We start from the raw sequence: 19,395 nt of genomic DNA on the forward strand, positions 1-19,395 counted from the left end.
TCCTCGCTGTGTAATTGCCTGCCCGAATACCGCCGAAGCGGTCCGGAGCAGGACTTTTCAAAGGAACCACCAACCTGCCGAAGCAGGCCGGGGTATCAACATATCTGGCGTTGACTTTTGGCACGCTGTTGAGTTCTCAAGGAACGGACGCTTCCTTCGGTCCCGTTTCACCGGGGCCCTCCGGGCGCTTCCCTTCGTTCTTGCGTTTCCGACTCTATCAGACTCTTATGTGTCCGATTCCCGGTCGAAGCGGGGTGCTTTCGAGGTTCTTCGCTTTCGCGCTTTCCCTTTCCGGCGGTTCCGACTTTACCAGACTTTTTTTCGTTCCGTTTCCGGTCCGAATTCTATTTCTGGTTGGCCTGCGGAGTGGCCTTGCCTTTCGGCGGATCCGACTTTATCAGAAGCGCGTCGGCTGAATGAACAGCCCGTGATTCGAAATAAAGGGAATCGGTGACTCTGCGGGACACTGTGAACTTCCCGGCACGAGCGAGATAGACAATATGCGCTTCACTCGAACTTGTCCAGTCCGAGGCAACCGTTTAAATCTACCTCCCCACATCTCCCGTGTCAACGGTTTTGTGAGCGAAGAGGAGACTAGCAGCTCAGCGGGGGCGAACGCACACCGGTGGTCAGGCGGCCGAGGGAAGCTCGGCGCTGCGTTCGACCGCTGTGAGGTCGCCGGTGTCGCCGGCTCGCACCGCACGGCGGCCCAGGATGTAGACGTACCCGAGAAAGGCCAGCTCAGCGGCGATGCCGATGGTGATCCGGGCCCAAGTCGGAAGGCCTGAGGGGGTCACGAAGCCTTCGATCAGGCCGGAGACGAACAGCACCAGGGCCAGGCCGATGGCCATGCCCAGCGCGGCGCGTCCCTGCTGGGCGAGGGCGGTTCGGCGTGAGAGGGGGCCGGGGTCGATCACCGTCCAGCCGAGGCGGAGCCCCGTACCGGCGGCCACGAACACCGCGGTCAGTTCGAGGAGGCCGTGCGGGAGTACCAGGCCGAGGAAGACGTCCAGACGGCCCGCGGAGGACATCAGGCCGATGCCGACGCCGAGGTTGAGCATGTTGAGGAAGAGGATCCAGACCACCGGTATGCAGAGGAACGCGCCCAGGACCAGGCACATCGCAGCGGCCTGGGCGTTGTTCGTCCATACCTGCGCGGCGAACGAGGCCGCCGGGTGGCTGGAGTAGTAGGTCTCGTACTCCCCTCCGGGGCGGGTCATGGCCCGGAGGTCGTCCGGGGCCGCTATAGCGGCCTGGACCTCGGGGTGCGTACCGATCCACCAGCCCAGGAGGGCCGCCATCAGCGTGGACAGGACGGCGGTGGGGACCCACCAGTGGCGCGAGCGGTAGACCGCCGCCGGGAATCCCGTGGTGAGGAAGCGGGCCGCGTCGCGCCAGGAAGCCTTGCGCGTGCCCGTGACCGTCGCCCGGGCGCGGGACACGAGCTGGGTGAGGCGGGTGGTGAGCAGCGGGTCGGGGGTGGTCGACCGGATCAGGGAGAGATGGGTGGCCGTGCGCTGGTAGAGGACGACGAGCTCGTCCGCCTCCGCGCCCGTCAGACGGCGCCCTCGGCGCAGGAGGTGGTCGAGGCGGTCCCACTCCGTGCGGTGGGCGGTGACGAAGACGTCGAGGTCCATGGGCGGCTGTTGCTCCAGGCATGGGTGCGTACGGGGGCCGTACTACTGCGGCGCGCTGCGGGTCAGCTTGGCAGACTGGGGCCGGCCGGGGCAGCGAAGGTCGGGAAGAGTGGGGGCGCGATGAGCGAGTTGGTGACCGGGGACGCCGTTGTCCTGGAGCTGAGGCCGGCGAGGCTGCCGAGCCGGGCTCTGGCCGCTGCGATCGATCTGGCGGTGGTCTTCTGCGTCTTCATGCTGGTCTCGGTCGTGGTGGGGATCGCCTCCGTCACCTTGGACGAAGCCGCCGTCGCGGCCATCGGGGTCGCCTTGTTCCTGCTGGTGCTGATCGGGGGGCCGATCGCGGTGGAGACGCTGAGCCACGGCCGTTCTCTCGGGAAGCTGGCCTGCGGGCTGCGCGTGGTGCGGGACGACGGCGGGCCGATCCGGTTCCGGCACGCGCTCGTGCGGGGGGCGATGGGGGCCGTGGAGATCCTGATGACGTTCGGGGTCGTGGCCTCGATCGCGTCGCTGGTGTCGGCACGCGGGCGCCGGCTCGGTGATGTCTTCGCCGGGACACTGGTCATCCGGGAGCGTGTGACGGTCAAGCGGTCGGTCGCCGTGCCGCCGCCTCCGCCGTGGCTGGTCGGCCGGTTCTCGCAACTGGATCTGTCAGCCGTGCCGGACGAGCTCTGGCTCGCGATCAGGCAGTACCTCACGCGGATGCACCAGCTGGATCCCGGCGTCGGCCGGTCGATGGCTGGGCGGTTGGCCGACGAGTTGGTGGCGCGGACGGGGATCGCTACGCCGCAGGGGATCCCTGCTGCCGCGTTCCTGGCCGCGGTGGTGCATGAGCGGCAGGCGCGTGATGCCCGGCGGGTCTTCTCGGGGGCGCGGGGTGCGTCCTCCGCCGGACCGGTGCCTGCGGGCGGGGCGGCAGGGCCTGCCGGGCCTGTTGCGCCTGCCGGGTCCGTCGGGTCGGGCACCTCTGCCGGTGCTGCTGGTCCTGGCGCGGAGGAGCAGAAGGGGTCGGCAGGCTCCTCGGCGGGGTTCGCTCCGCCCGGTTAGCCGGCGGGCTGGGTAGGGCCCGGGGACGGGGGTGTCTCCAGGTGTTCCAGCTCGATGCCCGGTGCCGCGAGGACGACGTCCCCGGCCACGTGAAGGGTATGCCGATCACCGGTGTCCAGGGCGCTGACCTGGTATTCGTCCACGATCAGAGGGTCGTTGTCAGTGGCGTGCGCTTCACTGTTCACCAGAGCCCAGGACTGGTCGCTGGTACGCGGCGCGAGGACCGGGTCCGTGAAGGTGACCACGCGGACGCGGGTCTCGGGGGAATCGGAGGTGAGGCGCAGAAGTCGGGTCAGGGCGATGAGGAACGCGGGGGATGTTCCGGAGAAGGCGTGGGCACGGACGTTGCCTTCGGTGGCGTCGGTGCCGGTCGGGTCGGTACGGACCCAGGTGACGCCTTCCAGGGCGGCTCCCCGTACCTGCCAGCTCGCGGAGTGGAGTTCGAGACGGATCGGCCGGCCGAGTTGGTCAAGGGCCAGGTCGACGGAGCCCAGGTGGTCGCCCGAGGGGGACGTGGTCTGGGAGACGTAGCGCCAGCCGGAGGGGCCGGGGGCGCAGTGGAAGTGTTCTTCGCCGAGGGGGGTGTGATCGTGAAGATCGTGGAGCGAATACCTGCCGCGGGGCATGGGTTCCTTCGGGTTCCTCGGGCTGTGCGGGGGCGGTAACCAGGGGGCGTTGACGGGACAAGCCCCCGACACGGGGGTGCGGGGGCCTGTCTCGTCAGCTGCCGGCCACCGGCCGCTGCTGCCTGCTAGGTGGTGCGTGGTGCTGTTGAGGGCCGGTGCCGTGCGGCGGCCGGGAGGGGATGGTCGAGGCCTCCCGGCCGCCGACGGTGTCAGATCAGTAGCGGTAGTGGTCGGGCTTGTACGGGCCGTCGACCTCGACGCCGATGTACGCCGCCTGCTCGGGGCGGAGCGTCGTCAGCTTGACGCCGAGGGCGTCGAGGTGGAGTCGGGCGACCTTCTCGTCCAGGTGCTTGGGCAGCACGTAGACGTCGGTCGGGTACTCCTCGGGCTTCGTGAAGAGCTCGATCTGCGCCAGGGTCTGGTCGGCGAAGGAGTTCGACATCACGAAGGACGGGTGGCCGGTCGCGTTGCCGAGGTTCAGCAGGCGGCCCTCGGAGAGCACGATGAGGACCTTGCCGTCGGGGAACTTCCAGGTGTGCACCTGCGGCTTGACCTCGTCCTTGACGATGCCGTCGATGGCGGCCAGGCCGGCCATGTCGATCTCGTTGTCGAAGTGGCCGATGTTCCCGACGATCGCCTGGTGCTTCATCTTGGCCATGTCCGAGGCCATGATGATGTCCTTGTTGCCCGTCGTGGTGATGAAGATGTCGGCCTGCTCCACCACGTCGTCGAGGGTGGCGACCTGGTAGCCGTCCATCGCCGCCTGCAGCGCGCAGATCGGGTCGATCTCCGTGATGATCACGCGGGCGCCCTGGCCACGGAGGGACTCCGCGCAGCCCTTGCCCACGTCACCGTAGCCGCAGACGACGGCGGTCTTGCCGCCGATCAGGACGTCGGTGGCGCGGTTGATGCCGTCGATCAGGGAGTGGCGGCAGCCGTACTTGTTGTCGAACTTCGACTTGGTGACCGCGTCGTTCACATTGATCGCGGGGAACAGGAGGGTTCCGTCACGGTGCATCTCGTAGAGGCGGTGGACACCGGTGGTGGTCTCCTCCGTCACACCGCGGATCTCGGACGCCAGCTGGGTCCACTTCTGCGGGGCCTCACCGAGGGTGCGGTTCAGCAGGGTGAGGATGTGGGCGTACTCCTCGCTGTCCGCCGTCGACGGGGCCGGGGCCGCGCCGGCCTTCTCGAACTCGACGCCCTTGTGGACGAGGAGGGTGGCGTCGCCACCGTCGTCCAGGATCATGTTGGGGCCGCCGGTGGGGGTGTTCGGCCAGGTCAGCGCCTGCTCCGTGCACCACCAGTACTCCTCCAGCGTCTCGCCCTTCCAGGCGAAGACCGGGACGCCCGCGGGGGCCTCCGGGGTGCCGTTCGGGCCGACGGCGATGGCCGCGGCGGCGTGGTCCTGGGTGGAGAAGATGTTGCAGGAGGCCCAGCGGACGTCGGCGCCCAGGGCGACGAGGGTCTCGATGAGCACTGCGGTCTGCACGGTCATGTGCAGCGAGCCGGTGATCCGGGCGCCGGCCAGCGGCTGGGCGGCGGCGAACTCCTTGCGGATCGACATCAGGCCGGGCATCTCGTGCTCGGCGAGAGTGATCTCCTTGCGGCCGAAGGCGGCGAGAGAAAGGTCGGCGACCTTGAAGTCCTGGCGGTTGGTGACCGTCGTCATAACGGGGCTGCTCCTCGTGATGGGTCGAGGTGGGCTGTCTGGGCTGACTCTGCGGCGACGGACACACGAATGCCCGAGCGCGTTCGCAGTGCAGTCCGTCGGAGGCCCTCTGTCCCTCGCCCGGCTCGCGTCCGCGGACCGGTCGACCGCCATCAGCAGCGACGTCTGTTCCGTATCCGAATCTACACCGATCGGCCCAGTGACCCCCAGCCCGTCCGTGGAGCCGGGCGTGTGTGAGGGGTTACCGGGCCGATCGGGGCCGGTGTGCGGTGGGTCAGTGGCCGAGATCCTTCGGGGCGCCCGGGTCCTGCGGGGCCGGGGCGCCAGGTGTCTTGCCGGGGTTGGTGCCGGCCGCGGCGGCCTCCGCGTTGAAGATGTCCGGCTCCAGGTAGATGACCCGCGCGATCGGGACGGCATCGCGGATCCGGTTCTCGGCGGCGTTGATCGCGTTGGCGATCTCGACCGCGGTGTCGTCGTGCTGGACCGCGACCTTGGCGGCGACCAGCAGTTCCTCGGGGCCGAGGTGCAGGGTGCGCATGTGGATGATGCCGGTGACGGTGTCGCCGTCCACCAGGGCCGCCTTGATCTTCTCGACCTCTTCGAGGCCGGCGGACTCACCGAGCAGGAGGGACTTCGTCTCGACGGCCAGGATGATCGCGATGACGATCAGCAGGATGCCGATGCAGAGGGTGCCGATGCCGTCCCAGACGCCGTTGCCGGTGGCGAGTGCCAGGCCGACGCCTCCGAGAGCGAGGATCAGGCCGACGAGGGCGCCGAGGTCCTCCAGGAGGACCACCGGGAGTTCCGGGGCCTTGGAGTGGCGGACGAACTCGGTCCAGGAGCGGTCGCCGCGCGTCTGGTTGGACTCCTTGATCGCCATACGGAAGGAGAAGATCTCGGCGATGATCGCGAAGATCAGGACCCCGACCGGCCAGTACCAGGCCGTGATCTCGTGCGGGTCCTTGATCTTCTCGTAGCCCTCGTAGATCGCGAACATGCCACCGACCGAGAAGAGGACGATGGAGACGAGGAACGCGTAGATGTAGCGTTCGCGCCCGTAGCCGAACGGGTGCTGCGGAGTGGCCTCGCGTTTGGCCTTCTTGCCGCCGAGCAGCAGAAGGCCCTGGTTGCCCGAGTCGGCGAGCGAGTGGACGCTCTCCGCGAGCATCGACGAGGACCCACTGAAGAGGAACGCTACGAATTTGGCCACGGCGATCGAGAGGTTGGCGACCAGTGCCGCCACGATCGCCTTGGTTCCGCCGGACGCGCTCATGAGTGCGTGGTGTCCCTTCCTCGGTGTGCGGCAGGTGGTGCCGCGCTGCGGCGGCACATTGTTGCAGCCACAGGGGAGGGATGTTGTTCCGGGCCGCTCAGCCCGCCACCGTGGCACGGAAAAGTGTGCCCGGTCCCGTGGCTTCCACCGCTTCGGCGGCCGGAACGTAGACGGACTGCCCGGGGGTCAGGTCGATCTCGCCCACCCGGACGGTGCCCGCCGTGCAGAGCAGGATCTGGGGGGTGGGGGCGGTCAGTTCGGCGGGGGCGGCCCCGGACGCGAGGGTGTAGCGGGACAGGGCGAACTCGTCGACGGGGGTCTCGTACCGCTCCTCACCGGAGGGTGACGCCTCGGGGCGCAGCACGCCGGGTTCAGTGGCCTCGAAGCGGACGATGCGCAGGAGTTCGGGGACGTCGATGTGCTTGGGGGTGAGGCCGCAGCGCAGCACGTTGTCCGAGTTGGCCATGATCTCGACGCCGAGGCCGTCGAGATAGGCGTGCGGGACGCCGGCGCCGAGGAACAGGGCCTCGCCGGGCTGGAGTTGGACGTAGTTCAGCAGCATCGCCGCGAGGACGCCGGGGTCGCCGGGGTAGTTGTGGGCGATGCGGGCGTACGGGGCGTGGGCGCCGCCGAGGCGTTCGCAGGCGGCCGCCGCCTCGGCGACGGTGTCGGCCATCTCCGCCGGGTCGGCGCCGAGGATCGCCGTGAGCACCTCGCGGAGGGCGGCCTCCTCGGGGTGGGCGCGCAGGAGGTCCACGTACGGCTTCAGGGAGTCGACGCCGAGGACCTCCATCGCGTCCGCCGCCTCGGTGGGCCTGCGGAAGCCGCAGAGGCCGTCGAAGGCGGTGAGGGCGCAGATGAGTTCGGGCTTGTGGTTCGCGTCCTTGTACGTGCGGTGGGGGGCGTCGATCGGGACGCCCTGGGCTTCCTCGTCCGCGTATCCCTTGCGGGCCTGGTCCAGGTCGGGGTGGACCTGGAGGGAGAGGGGGGAGGCGGCCGCGAGCAGCTTGAGGAGGAAGGGGAGGCGGGGGCCGAACCTGGCGACGGTGGCCGCGCCCAGTTCCCCTTCGGGGTCGGCGGCGATGACGTCGGTGAGGGGGCGTTCCGCCGGGGTGGTGGCGTCGGCGCTCTCGGTGGCGCTCTTGGGGCGGGCTATCCGGGAAGGGGCCCCTGGGTGGGCGCCCATCCACATCTCTGCCTGCGGTTCGCCGGTGGGGGCGATGCCGAGCAGGGCGGGGATGGCCGTGGTGGAGCCCCAGGCGTAGGGGCGCACGGTGTTGGACAGCCGGTCCATGGAGTCGTCCTCGGGGTCGTGCGGGGCGGGGAGCAGGGGGAGGGCGGTACGCGGTGGTGGGGCGCGGAAGTGGTGTGGTGGTGCAGTGCTGGTGCGGTGGGGCTGTGCGGTGTGGTCTGGTGGGGCTGTGCTGCGCCCTTGTCAGGTGGGCGTTGAGGCCAGCGAGAGGTACACCGCTGCGAAGTCCGTGATCGCGAGCAGTTCGGCCAGGGTCTCCAGTTCGCTGCCCTCGTCCGGTTCCAGTTCGCTGAGCGGTGTGTCGTGGCCGAGCGCCAGTTCCCGGGCCGCCGGGTAGGCGCTGAGGCCGCCCGTGGGGCGGTCCCTCAGCAGGACGACCCTGGCTCTGAGGGTCTCCCCCTCGTCCACCCGGTCCCGGAAGAAGTCGTCCGGGTCCGCGCCGGCCGCGAAGTCCCCCGCGAGCAGGGTGCCGTGCGAGGGCAGCGCCTCGGGGAGTTCCGCGGCGAGGGCGGGGCGGCCCGCGAGCTCGGACAGCACGGCGGCGAAGCGGCGGCCGACCGGGCCCGCCGCCTCGCCCTCCGTCCACAGCAGCGGCAGGCTGTCCGCGAGCTCGGCGGCGAGCGTCTTGGCCGGGTTGCTGTACGTGGCGATGGCCGGGCCGCAGCGTTCCGCGGTGCGGTCCAGGCGGTCGGCGACCTTCTGCAGCTCCTCGGCGGGGGCGGTCACGAGGCCCACCCGGTCGAGGAGGGCCAGCAGCGGGGTGAGCAGCGCCCACAGGGTGCCGGGTCCGGCGGCCGAGACCTCCGCGTCGTACTCGCCGTGCGGGGCGGCCGCCATCGGTACGACCAGGCCGTGCACGCCGTCCACCGCTTCGCGCAGCGGGGAGCGGGTGGGGGCGACGGCGACCACGGTGCAGCCGCGGCGGTACGCCTGTTCGGCGAGGAGGGCGAGGCCCGGCTCCGAGCCGTCGGCGGTCGCGATGAGGAGGAGGTCCACGGAGCCGGCCCAGCCGGGCAGGGCCCAGCGCAGGGCGCCGGGGGCGGGGGCGACGCCTGTGGGGTGGATCCGGGCCACCGGGGCGGCCGCGCCCGCGAGTGCGCCGATCAGATCGGCGACGCCGGATGCGGCGGTGCCGGGGCCGGCGACGAGGACGGCACGGGGGCGGCCTTCGGGGTTCAGGCCGCCGATGCCGGCCTCGGCGGCGTGCCGGGCGGCGGTGCGGACCCGGGCGCCTGCCTCGGCTGCGCCGCGGAGCAGGTCGCGGCGGTCGGCCCTGGCCAGGGCTTCCGGGGCGTCGAGCAAGGACTCGTCGAGCATGGCGGTGGGCCTCCGATCACCGGGTGGGGTGCGGGATGCGGGTGCGGTGGCGGGGTGCGGGGGTGGGGGCCCTGTTCGAGGTGCGTCCCTGTCCGTCCGGGCCGGCGTGCCGCGCGGGTTCCCGTACGCGCTTCGCTCGCTGTCAGGCGGGGCGGCGGGCCTCGTCGACGAGCAGGACCGGGATACCGTCCCGGACCGGGTAGGCCAGGCCGCAGTCGGCGCCGGTGCAGACCAGCTCCGGGCTGTCGGCCGCGGTGCGGTCGTCGAGCGGGGAGTGGCAGGCCGGGCAGGCCAGGATCTCCAGGAGGCCGGCTTCGAGCGGCATGGGGTGGGTCCCTTCGAGCGGTGCGATTTCTGATTCACGTGGATCAGGCGTCGTCAGCCTACCGCCGGGGGGACGGGGGCGCGGCCCGGCCGGGGGTGGGGGCACCGGGGATGGGGCGGTGGGCTGGGGTGGGGGCCGGGAGGTGCGGCTGCGGGGTGGGGCGCCTGCGGCGGGCTGTTCCCCTAACCGCCCCTTCCCGAAAGCGGGGCTGCGCCCCGGGCCCATCTTTTCCTCAAGCGCCGGACAGGCTGAGATGATCGGCCGGGACGGGCTGAGATGGTCGCCCTGGCGGGCTGAAACGGCGAAGCCCTCAGGCGCGGATCAAGGCCAGCACCTCGTCCCGTACCGCCGTCATCGTCGGCTCGTCCCTCGCCTCCACGTTCAGGCGCAGCAGGGGTTCCGTGTTCGAGGCGCGGAGGTTGAACCACCAGTCCGTGGATGTGACCGTCAGGCCGTCCAGGTCGTCGAACGTGATGTCGTCGCGGGTGCTGTAGGCGGACCTGATGGCGGTCAGGCTGGCTGTCTGGTCGGCGACCGTGGAGTTGATCTCGCCGGAGCCTGCGTAGCGGTCGTAGGCGGCGACGAGTTCCGAGAGGGGGCCGGCCTGGCTACCCAGGGCGGCCAGGACGTGGAGGGCCGCCAGCATGCCCGTGTCGGCGTTCCAGAAGTCGCGGAAGTAGTAGTGGGCCGAGTGTTCGCCGCCGAAGATCGCGCCGTGCTCGGCCATCTCCGTCTTGATGAAGGAGTGCCCGACCCGGGTGCGGACCGGGGTGCCGCCGTTCTCGCGGACCACCTCGGGGACGGACCAGGAGGTGATCAGGTTGTGGATGACCGTGCCCTTGCCGCCGTTGCGGGCCAGTTCGCGGGCGGCGACCAGGGCCGTGATCGCGGAGGGAGAGACTCCGGCGCCCCGCTCGTCGACGACGAAGCAGCGGTCCGCGTCGCCGTCGAAGGCGAGGCCGAGGTCGGCGCCCTCGGCGAGGACGCGGGCCTGGAGGTCGACGATGTTCTTCGGGTCAAGGGGGTTGGCCTCGTGGTTGGGGAAGGTGCCGTCGAGGTCGAAGTAGAGGGGGATCAGGTCGAGGGGCAGGCCCTGGAAGACCGTGGGGACCGTGTGGCCTCCCATGCCGTTGCCCGCGTCGACCACGACCTTCAGGGGGCGGATGGACGTGAGGTCGACCAGCCCCAGGAGGTGGGCGGCGTAATCCGTGAGGGTGTCGCGTTCCGTGATCGTGCCGGGGGTGGGGGACGCGGGGGGCTGGGGGGCGCCTTCCGACCACTCCTCCACCAGCGTACGGATCTCCTTCAGGCCCGTGTCCTGGCCGACCGGCGCCGCTCCCGCCCGGCACATCTTGATGCCGTTGTACTGCGCGGGGTTGTGCGAGGCCGTGAACATCGCGCCCGGGAGGTCCAGCGCCCCCGACGCGTAGTACAGCTGGTCCGTCGAGCAGAGGCCGATGAGCGTGACGTCCGCGCCCCGGGCCGCCGCGCCCCTGGCGAAGGCGCCGGACAGGGCCGGGGACGTGGGGCGCATGTCGTGGCCGATCACGATCGCGTCGGCTGCCGTGACCTGGACGAACGCGGCTCCGAACAGCTCGGCCAGCGACTCGTCCCACTGGTCGGGCACCACGCCACGTACGTCGTACGCCTTCACGAGCTGCGACAGATCAGCAACCACGGCCGGTCCTCCTGGTGTTTACGGAGGGTCCAACCTACCCGGCCGGGCGATACCCCAGGAGGTGGCCTCAGGAGTCCGGGGAGCGCAGCACTCTCAGGTGGCCTCGGCGGGCGACTTCCACCGGGTCGGCGGCTCGGGGGCCCCGGCCTCCGCCGTCCGGCCCGCGGTCGTGCGGACGGGCCGCTTCCCGTACCGCGTTGGCCAGGGCTTCGAGGTCGTCACCGCTGGGATGCGCGGGGGCGGAGCCGTCGGAGAGGCGCACCACCTCCCAGCCGCGTGGCGCGGTCAGCCGCTCACTGTGCTCGGCACAGAGGTCGTAGCAGTGGGGCTCGGCGTAGGTGGCGAGCGGGCCGAGGACCGCAGTCGAGTCGGCATAGACGTACGTCAGTGTCGCGACGGCAGGGCGGCCGCACGCGGTGCGCGAACAGCGACGTACAGGGCTCACGATGTTGGACGGTACCGCACTCTTGAGCGGGCTGCGACGACTCTCCCCCGGCTCACCCCGCCGTGTCGTCCTGTGGTCCTCGACACACCCCGACTCCAGCAGCCCTCCTGACCTGCGTCGCGGCGGGGGTGTGGTGCGGGACGGGTGGTGCGGAAGGTGCGCGCCGGTTCGGATGGCAGCGTTCCGCTCACTGTCGATGATCGGATCAGGGGCCTGAAATGGGCTCAACCTTGGCCTGAATGTTCAACCGTGGACAGGAGGCCCACATCGGGGTGGACAGCCGCAATGTTCCGGTCGGCGGGCGGCCGGGGGAAACGGTCGCGGCGCCGCGTCCTCGGCACGATCGGGCCGTCCCGGGGAGCGTTACGCTGCGTCGGTGATGGACAGCTCCGTACCTTCCCCCCACCCGTTCGAGCCGCGGCCCCGGCGCCGCGACCGTCATGGCCGCGGTATGCGGGGTCCGGTCGCACCGCCCCAGGTGCCGCTGTCGGCCAGCCGGGGCGAGGTCTTCCGGGATCTGGTCCAGGACTCGGTGGAGCGTCTGGAGCGGCGCTGGCCCCAGCTGGCCGAGGTCGACTTCGTCGTCCTGGACGTGCCCAGCGATCTGGAGGACAGCGTTCCGCTCGGCAGCGCCGTATCGGCGGCCAAGGGACGGCCCGCGCAGATCGTCGTCTACCGGCGGCCCATCGAGATCCGCACCAAGAGCCGCGACGAACGCTCCCTCCTGGTCCACGAGGTCGTCGTCGAGCAGGTCGCCGAGCTGCTGGGACTGGCCCCGGAGTCGGTCGATCCGCGGTACGGGCAGGACTGAGCCCGGACCCGGGCACGGGCCCCTTTTTCCCGTGCCTGCCGTACCCCTCAGTCGTCCAGGACCGACAGGTCCTGCCGCGCCGACGGCACCACCACCGTGCCGCCGTCGTCCGGCAGCGTCTGCACCGTGAACATCTGGACGCCGTCCTCCGGGAGGACCAGTGCCCGTGACGCGTGGACCGGGCCGCCCGACACCGTCTCGACGGTCAGCGCGTACGCGCCCTTGAACCCGGCCGGGGGCTTCGGGGTGACGGACATCGTCGTACCGGCCTTGACCGTGTAGGTCTCGACGGCCGCTTCGCCGCCCTCGCTCCCCGCCGAGGTGGTCACCTTCACCGTGGCCGTCGCACCGGGTGCGGCCAGGGAGAGCGTGGAGCCCTCGGCCCGGTTGTCGGTGACGCTCGCGCGGGCGCCCACCGGGCCGGTGGCCGGGATGTAGGCGTACTCCTGCTTGGCGCCGGTGCCCCGGACCACCTGGAGGGCGGCGACGATCGGGGTCGCCCGGTTCTTCTCCACGGGGGTGAGGCGCAGGGAGCCCGGTTCGCCCCGGGTGATGTCCTTCAGGTCGACCGTCGCGGTCATCCCGGACTTGATGTGGAGGGTGTCGTTCCCCGCCGGGGCGAACGTCGTGTTCTTCCCCATCAGCTGGACCTTCACATCCGCGTCGTTCTCGCCGGGCGCGAACGCCACCAGCTGTACGGAGGTGGCGTCGGCCGGGATGCCGGGCATCACCAGCGTGCCGGAGGGGTCGGCTGCCGCCGTGAGCCAGTCGGTGCCCGAGCCGTCGTCGGCGGACAGGAGGACCGCTCCGACCCGGCCGGAGCGGGTGGTGACGTGGGCCGTCAGGTCGTTGACGGACTCGTCGGTGAGGGTGGAGAGCAGGAGCGCGACGCTGGAGCGGGCGGGCACGGTGATGCCGTCGCCGACCTCGGAGGTGACCGCGCCCTTGGCGCCGAAGAGCTGGATGTCGGCCACGGCCGCGCCGGCGTCGGGGTTCGTGAGGTGGAGATAGTCCTGGCGGGAGCGCGCGGTGCTCGCGCCGGGGAACCAGAAGTCGGTGTCCGGGGCGGTGCAGCTGACCCCGAGGAGGCCCCGCGCGCCGCCTGCGGTGACCTTGGTGGTCTGCTGGGCGGCCCAGCCGGGGGCGAGCGTGCCGGTGGCCGTGCCGACGAGGGCCGGGGCGTCGGAACCGTTCGCCTCGGCGAGGACCGGCCTTCCGGGCTCCTTCACGGCGAGGACCGGCCTGTCGGCCTTCGCCCGTGCCTTCTTCGCCGCCTCCTCGGCCTTCTCGGGGTCCGTCTCGGCCTCGTCGTCGAGGACCGGCAGGGCCGGCTTCAGCTCGGCGGTGTCCTTCGCGTCCTCGTCCTGGCCCTTGCCCGTCTCCTGTCCGGGCGGGGTGAACGAGGTGTACCTCGTCTCCGCGAGGTCGGAGGTGCTCGGCGCCGGGCAGACCAGGCTGGAGCGTTCGACCGGCAGCGAGGAGGCGGTCGCGGTCTCCTCGGCGGCCGGGCCCTCGGGCACGTTGAGCGAGGCGAAGCCGGTGATGGCGGCCAGGGCGACGGTGCCCGCGATGAGGGACAGGTGGGTGGACTTCACTCGGACTCGCCTCGCGATGCGTTACGGGTCTGCCAGGGGGCCTGGCCCGGGGTGTCGGGTTCCTCGCCGTTCTGGGCGGGGTGCTGGGCGGGATCGGCGTACGGGGGCTGCTCCCCGGTGTACTGCCCGTACTGGTCGTACGGGGCGTACTGGGCGTTCTGGTCGGAGCTGCCGTACTGGTCGGAGTTGCCGTACTGGCCGCCGCCGTCGCCCTGCTCGCCGTCGTACTGCTGCCGCGGCGGCTGTTGCTGCTGTCCGTACGGGTCCTGGTAGCCGGAGCCCGCGGAGTAGCCGGTGTCCTGCTGGGTGTACGGGTCCTGCTGGGTGTACGGGTCCTGCTGGTACGCGGCGTGGTCGCCCTGCTGGTAGGAGGTGGTGGCCTGCTGGTCGGCGCCCTGGTACTGGCCGCCGTCCCACCCCCCGTAACTCTGCTGCGGGAGCGCCGCGTAGCCGGCGGTGGTGTCCTGCTGGTCGTAGCCGCTGCTCTCGGCGTACAGGTCGGCGCTCTGCTGGTCGGGGATGTACTCCCCCGCACCGGCTGTCTCTGCCGGTGCCGACTGCGGGGGCGGCGGGGGCGGGTTCTCGCCCGTGCCGTCCGCCGGATAGCCGTCCCCGGCCGCCCCGGCCGCCTCGGCCGCCGCGCGGAGCCTGCGGGCCCGGCGGCCGTCGCCGTCCGCGTCGGCGGCGGCGACCGCGGGCGCCTCCTCGGGCAGGTCGTCGTCGATCTCCCGGCGGCGGCCCGGCAGGGCCATGACCACCAGGACCACGGCGAGCGCGCCCTGGGCCCAGAGCCAGACGGTGTGGGTGAAGGGGGCGTCGTAGGTGAGGTCGAGGCGGCCGCCGCCCGGGGGCAGTTCGAAGCCCTGGGCCCAGCCGTCGACGGTCACGCGGGTCAGCGCCCGGCCGTCGACCGTGGCCTGCCAGCCGGGCGCGGCCTCGTCGGCGATCCGCAGGATGCGGCCCTCGTCGCCCGCCGGGATCTCGGAGTGCGCCTCAACGGGGCCGGAGCCGACCGGGATGCGCTCGCCCTCACCGCCGGCCGGGACCACCATCACGCGGGCGACCTGGCGGTCCACCCGCCACAGGGCGCTGCCGTCGAGCTGGCTGAGGCGGCTGAGGCCGGGGGTCGTGTCGAGGACGCGGCTCATCTGGCGCGGTGCTCCGTCGCGTACGAGGACGTACCGGATGGCGAAGTTGCCGAGCTGGCCGCCCTGGTCGGCGCCGGAGCCCGCGACCAGGTTGGCGACGACCTTGTCCAGGTGGCTGTTGCTGCCCGCCGCCTCGGTCAGCTCGCCGTCGCCGAGGCGGGCGCCGGAGCCGCGGACCAGGCTGTACGAGACGGACTCGGGCGAGCTCCCGCCGAGGACGAGGGTGCGCGCCTGGTCGCGGGTCGAGCTCTCCTCGGCCACGAACGCGGGCACCTGGACGGGGTCGCGGCGCTCCAGGGGGCCGTCGGCGCCGCCGATCATCCAGCCGAAGGCGGCCAGGGCCGGGGCGAGCCCGGCGGCCAGGGCGATCAGGACCGCGACGGGCTGGCGCCAGCCGAAGCTCTGCTCGGCGACCCGGACCCGGGCGCCGTCCGCGCCGACGAGCGCGGCGGCGATCAGGGCGGCGCCGTAGACGAGCGTGGCGGGTCCGGCCCATGTCGAGCCGTTGGCGAGCGCCGCGAAGAACAGGCCGGTGAGCGCGGTGGCCCAGGCGGCCCGGACGGCGAACTGCCGCTCGCCGCGCAGCAGGGCGGCGAGCGCCGCCAGCACGATGCCGAGCAGCAGGACGCCGCCCGCCGCTTTGGGGCCGCCGGGGCTGATTCCGAGCAGGTCGAGCGCCGAAGCCGTCCCCGTACCGATGTCCAGGCCCGCTTCGCGCAGGAACGCGGACGGGTCGGTGAGGAGCGTGAGCGACCAGGGGGCCAGCGCCAGCATCGGGGTGCCCACGGCGGCCAGGAAGCGGAGCCCGTACGCCGTGATGTCGCGGCGGCGCAGCGCCAGCACGCCGAGGCCGAGGATCACGGCGAGCGGCCAGACGATCGGGGTGAACGCGGTCGTGATCGTGAGGAGCAGGGCGTACGCCCAGGTCGCGCGCCAGCTGCCGCGCGGCGCGTCCGGGTCGGTGCCGTCGCGGAACCCGTGGGCGGCGACGGCCGCGCGGGCGATCAGCGGGAGTAGCACGAGCAGGGCGGCGGTGCCGAGGCGGCCGGTGGCCAGGGCGCCGGTCGCGGCGGGCAGGAAGGCGTACGCGACGCTCGCCCAGGCCCGCAGCAGCCGCGAGGGGAGCAGCGGCCGGGAGGCGAAGTACGCGGTGAGCCCCGCCAGGGGGACCGAGCAGACCAGCAGGACGGCGACGGCGAAGCCGGTGGAGCCGAGGAAGAGGGCCGACAGGGCGGCGAGGAGCGCGAGGTAGGGCGGGGCGGTCTCGGTGGAGCCGGTGGAGATCGTGTGCCAGGCGTCCGCGTACCGGCTCCAGAGCTCGCCGGCCTCCGCGGGGGCGGGCAGCAGGGCGCCGCCGGCGAGGGAGCCGCCGGTGAGCAGGTTGCGGCAGGCGATGAGGGAGACCGCGAGCAGCAGGGCGAAGAGGACCGGGCCGGGCTTGCGGCCGATTCTCTTGAGCCGCGCGAACTGGTCGACCTCCAGGAAGTCGGCGTCGTCGCCGCCGGGGCCGGACTCGACGGCTCCGTGCCGCGAACCGCTCGACTCGGCCTCGCCCTTGGTGCCGAAGTTGCCGGCGACCTGTTCGACGGTGGCGCGGACGGTGGCGCCCGGCGGCGGGAAGAGGGCGCGCAGTTCGGTCGCGTCGACCACGCCCTTTCCGCGGTCGCGGCGGGCGGCGAGGATGCGGCCGGGCCGCAGGAGGGTGCCGAGGAGGCCGGTGACCTCGTCGAGTGCCTGGCCCGGGACCTTGCCGACGAGGTAGGCGAGGGTACGCAGGAGGGTGCCGACGACGAGCCGGAGCAGGACCCAGGGCAGGGCCTTGCCGCGCGCGTTGACGAGCATCGTGTAGGCGGCGCCCGCCTTGTCGACGCGGTGCGGGCCGGCGACCGAGCGGCCGGCGCAGTCGATGGGGCGGCGCTCGCGGGCGGATGCCTCGGCGTGGCGCAGGACGGCGTCCGGGGCGACGAGGACCCGGTGGCCGGCGAGGTGGGCGCGCCAGCACAGGTCCACGTCGTCGCGCATCAGCGGGAGGTTGCGGTCGAAGCCGCCGAGCTCCTCGTAGACGTCGCGGCGGATGAGCATGCCGGCGGAGGAGACGGAGAGGACGGTGCGGACCTGGTCGTGCTGGCCCTGGTCCTGTTCGCGGCGGTCCAGCCCGGTCCAGCGGCGGCCGCTGTTGGCGATGGAGACGCCGACCTCGAGGAGCTGCTTGCGGTCGTACCAGCCGCGGAGCTTCGGCCCGACGATGGTGGCGTGCTTGTCGGTGTCGACGACGCGCAGCATCTCGGCGAGCGCGTCCGGCTCGGGTGCGCAGTCGTCGTGGAGCAGCCAGAGCCACTGGACCGGCTCGCCGTGCGGCAGCTCCGGCAGGTCGTAGTTCTCGTCGACCCAGGCCCGGGTGACCGGGTCCCAGCCGCCGGGGCGCTTGAGGTAGGGCAGGTCGTCGGGGGTCGGCGCCCCGGCGGTGCGGACCGCCTCGTCGACGGCCGTGCCGAAGCTCGTACGGCGGGCGAGGTGCAGGACGCGGTCGCCGCCGAGCGCCTCCGCGACCAGCCGGGCGGAGTCGTCGGCGCTGCCGGTGTCGGCGGCGACGGCGTTCTGTACGGGGCGTTCCTGCCCCAGCAGCCCGGCCAGCACGTCGGGCAGCCAGCGCGCGCCGTCGTGGGAGACGAGCACGGCGGTGACGACGTGCCGGGGGAACTCTGGGGCGGCGGCGGCCGCGTTCGGCGCCGCCGAGTGGCTGTGCACGGACATCGAGGTACGGGCCCTCCGGCCGGGTCCGGGGGCGTCCCCGGGGGCTGCATCGGTGTACACGCGCGCCCCGGCGGGGCGTTGGCGCATCTCGGACGGGGCCCCACACTAACGGTACGGATCCGTGGGGGTGGCCCGGAGCGGGTGAACGCCCCCGGTGCTCGGGGTCTTGTACATGCCGACGGCCCGTCGCCCGCTCCCCGGGGAGGGAGTGGTGGGTGGCGGGCCGTCGGGGCGTGGTCCTCAGGGAGCCCTGCTCGGGAAAGGGCTGCCGGGGCCGGGCGGCGCGGCGTGAGCGATGAGGCGCCTGGATCGCGGTCCCGTGAGAGGTGCCTGGATCGCAGCCTCCTTGAGAGGTGCCTAGATCGCTGCCTTCTTGAGGCGCCGTCGTTCACGTTCGGAAAGCCCGCCCCAGATGCCGAAGCGTTCGTCGTTGGCCAGCGCGTACTCAAGGCACTCCGACCGCACCTCACAGGCGAGACAGACCTTCTTGGCCTCGCGGGTGGATCCGCCCTTTTCGGGAAAGAAGGACTCGGGATCGGTCTGGGCGCACAGTGCGCGCTCCTGCCAGCCGAGTTCCTCGTCCGCGTCCTCGACCAGCAGTTGCTGGAACAGCTCGGTCATGTGCGCCCCTCGTCTGTCTCTTGCGTCCCGTGATGCGGCCGTTACTGATTGCGGCCGAACGACACGAGTGAAATTACAAGTGTGTATCTCCAAGCCAGTCAAGCGAGGATCTGCTAATGGCCCAGGGATTCACTCTGCGGAACCAAGCGTATGCGGAAAGTGTTCAAATCACCAAAAAACTGACATATGCCACTGGTGTCACTCCATCACGTCTTCCCTCGGTCAAGACGATCAGGGGTGTCCTTACGTTGCGATTCGATCACTGTAGCGATCAAGATCACAGTCGGATCACAGCCCCTCGGCCACGTTTAGAGGCACGGGTGATGCGCCATGTCTCCGCCCGTGGCGGCGAACAAACCTTTCTCCTCGCGCGACAACCGGAAGAGGTGAAACATTGCCCCCATATCGGCCATCGGGTTGACAGAGAGCGATTCAGCCGGTCTCCTTGATCTCATGTCAGCGATCGCAGCGATGCACGTCACCCACGTCCGTGGGTTCCGTAGCGCTGTCCAGGCTCGCTGTTGCTGTTCCAGCTGTCACAGCTGTTGATGCCGTAGTGCTCCAGCTCTGATCCAGCCTTCCCCCGCCTTTCCGGCTTCCCCGTGACTCTCTATCTCGCGGCCGCCGACGCCCCACGCGACTCCCCCGCACGCGCACTCCCCATGCCGAGGAACCACCGCACCCCATGAACAGCGACAGCGACCTTCAGATCGCCGGCGACATCCTCGAGGTCCAGCACCTCCTCCAGCCCGCCCGCGAGCATCCCTCCACCGTCTCCGAGTTCGTCGGCCTCGCCCGCTCCATCGCGGCCGACCGCACGCGCTGGGCCGGACTCGTCCGGTACGACACCACCACCCGCTGGTACCACCGCCTCCAGACAGGCCCCGGCTACGAGGTGTGGCTGCTCAGCTGGGTGCCCGGACAGGGCAGCGGGCGCCACGACCACGGCCGCTCCGCCGGTGTACTGACGGTCCTCGAAGGCGAGTTGACCGAGCACACCGAGCGCGGCAGCCGGTCGATCGGCGCCGGGGCGCAGCGCGCCTTCGCCCCCGGATACGTCCACGAAGTGGTCAACGACTCGCTCGGACCGGCCGTCAGCCTGCACATCTACTACCCGGGTCTGACCGAGATGCCGATGCACGCCGCGCAATGCGCCCCGACGGCCGTGGATGTCGTACCCGCCTGACAAACTGCTGT

The 19,395-nt window shown here is 71.6% G+C and carries 15 protein-coding genes; 3 read left to right on the top strand and 12 right to left on the bottom strand.

What is annotated here, in order from left to right; genetic code table 11:
- Window positions 1-629: 629 nt before the first annotated feature.
- Window positions 630-1,637: a stage II sporulation protein M gene (locus AMK21_RS18260; protein WP_073879217.1), complete on the bottom strand. Its 1,008-nt coding sequence runs from the start codon at window positions 1,635-1,637 to the stop codon at window positions 630-632.
- 120 nt (window positions 1,638-1,757) lie between these two features.
- Here AMK21_RS18260 and AMK21_RS18265 point away from each other — a divergent pair, with 120 nt between their 5' ends.
- Window positions 1,758-2,681 (top strand): RDD family protein, encoded by a 924-nt coding sequence (locus AMK21_RS18265; RefSeq protein WP_073879865.1) that lies wholly within the window; start codon window positions 1,758-1,760, stop codon window positions 2,679-2,681.
- Here AMK21_RS18265 and AMK21_RS18270 read toward each other — a convergent pair.
- The 8 genes from AMK21_RS18270 to AMK21_RS18305 form a co-directional block, all read right to left on the bottom strand.
- Window positions 2,678-3,307, bottom strand: a complete 630-nt coding sequence (locus AMK21_RS18270) for a hypothetical protein (protein ID WP_073879219.1) — start codon at window positions 3,305-3,307, stop codon at window positions 2,678-2,680. The two genes, AMK21_RS18265 and AMK21_RS18270, sit on opposite strands and share 4 nt — an antisense overlap.
- Window positions 3,308-3,521: 214 nt before the next feature.
- Window positions 3,522-4,979, bottom strand: coding sequence for an adenosylhomocysteinase (gene ahcY / locus AMK21_RS18275; RefSeq protein WP_073879222.1), 1,458 nt, complete (start codon window positions 4,977-4,979; stop codon window positions 3,522-3,524).
- Between the two features lie 274 nt (window positions 4,980-5,253).
- A complete protein-coding gene (locus AMK21_RS18280; RefSeq protein WP_073879224.1) occupies window positions 5,254-6,252 on the bottom strand; it encodes a cation diffusion facilitator family transporter in 999 nt (332 codons plus the stop codon).
- Window positions 6,253-6,349: 97 nt separating this feature from the next.
- Window positions 6,350-7,546 carry a mannose-6-phosphate isomerase, class I gene (gene manA / locus AMK21_RS18285; RefSeq protein ID WP_073879226.1) on the bottom strand — a complete coding sequence of 399 codons (1,197 nt, stop codon included), beginning with the start codon at window positions 7,544-7,546 and terminating at the stop codon, window positions 6,350-6,352.
- A gap of 141 nt (window positions 7,547-7,687) precedes the next feature.
- Entirely contained in the window at window positions 7,688-8,821 is a 1,134-nt protein-coding gene (locus tag AMK21_RS18290; protein ID WP_073879228.1) for an SIS domain-containing protein, read from the bottom strand.
- A 142-nt stretch (window positions 8,822-8,963) separates the two neighbouring features.
- Window positions 8,964-9,146 (bottom strand): Trm112 family protein, encoded by a 183-nt coding sequence (locus tag AMK21_RS18295; protein WP_015608932.1) that lies wholly within the window; start codon window positions 9,144-9,146, stop codon window positions 8,964-8,966.
- A 310-nt stretch (window positions 9,147-9,456) separates the two neighbouring features.
- Window positions 9,457-10,824: a phosphomannomutase/phosphoglucomutase gene (locus tag AMK21_RS18300; protein WP_073879231.1), complete on the bottom strand. Its 1,368-nt coding sequence runs from the start codon at window positions 10,822-10,824 to the stop codon at window positions 9,457-9,459.
- Window positions 10,825-10,891: 67 nt separating this feature from the next.
- Complete coding sequence (locus AMK21_RS18305; protein WP_032753657.1) at window positions 10,892-11,269, bottom strand: DUF3499 domain-containing protein; 378 nt, start codon at window positions 11,267-11,269, stop codon at window positions 10,892-10,894.
- 451 nt (window positions 11,270-11,720) lie between these two features.
- On the opposite strand from AMK21_RS18305, the gene AMK21_RS18310 reads away from it, so the two are divergent.
- A complete protein-coding gene (locus AMK21_RS18310) occupies window positions 11,721-12,080 on the top strand; it encodes a metallopeptidase family protein (RefSeq protein WP_026242119.1) in 360 nt (119 codons plus the stop codon).
- 47 nt (window positions 12,081-12,127) lie between these two features.
- Here AMK21_RS18310 and AMK21_RS18315 read toward each other — a convergent pair whose 3' ends face one another.
- The 3 genes from AMK21_RS18315 to AMK21_RS18325 form a co-directional block, all read right to left on the bottom strand.
- Window positions 12,128-13,675: a DUF5719 family protein gene (locus AMK21_RS18315; RefSeq protein ID WP_073879233.1), complete on the bottom strand. Its 1,548-nt coding sequence runs from the start codon at window positions 13,673-13,675 to the stop codon at window positions 12,128-12,130.
- On the bottom strand, window positions 13,672-17,577 hold the full coding sequence (locus AMK21_RS18320; protein WP_073879241.1) for a glycosyltransferase family 2 protein: 3,906 nt from the start codon (window positions 17,575-17,577) through the stop codon (window positions 13,672-13,674). The genes AMK21_RS18315 and AMK21_RS18320 overlap by 4 nt, the downstream gene beginning before the upstream one ends.
- A 357-nt stretch (window positions 17,578-17,934) precedes the next feature.
- Window positions 17,935-18,198: a WhiB family transcriptional regulator gene (locus AMK21_RS18325; RefSeq protein ID WP_014046372.1), complete on the bottom strand. Its 264-nt coding sequence runs from the start codon at window positions 18,196-18,198 to the stop codon at window positions 17,935-17,937.
- Between the two features lie 685 nt (window positions 18,199-18,883).
- Between AMK21_RS18325 and AMK21_RS18330 the strand changes: the two genes are divergently transcribed.
- On the top strand, window positions 18,884-19,384 hold the full coding sequence (locus AMK21_RS18330; protein ID WP_073879243.1) for a cysteine dioxygenase: 501 nt from the start codon (window positions 18,884-18,886) through the stop codon (window positions 19,382-19,384).
- Window positions 19,385-19,395 lie beyond the last annotated feature (11 nt).

The organism is Streptomyces sp. CB00316, from assembly GCF_001905595.1.
Taxonomy (GTDB): domain Bacteria; phylum Actinomycetota; class Actinomycetes; order Streptomycetales; family Streptomycetaceae; genus Streptomyces.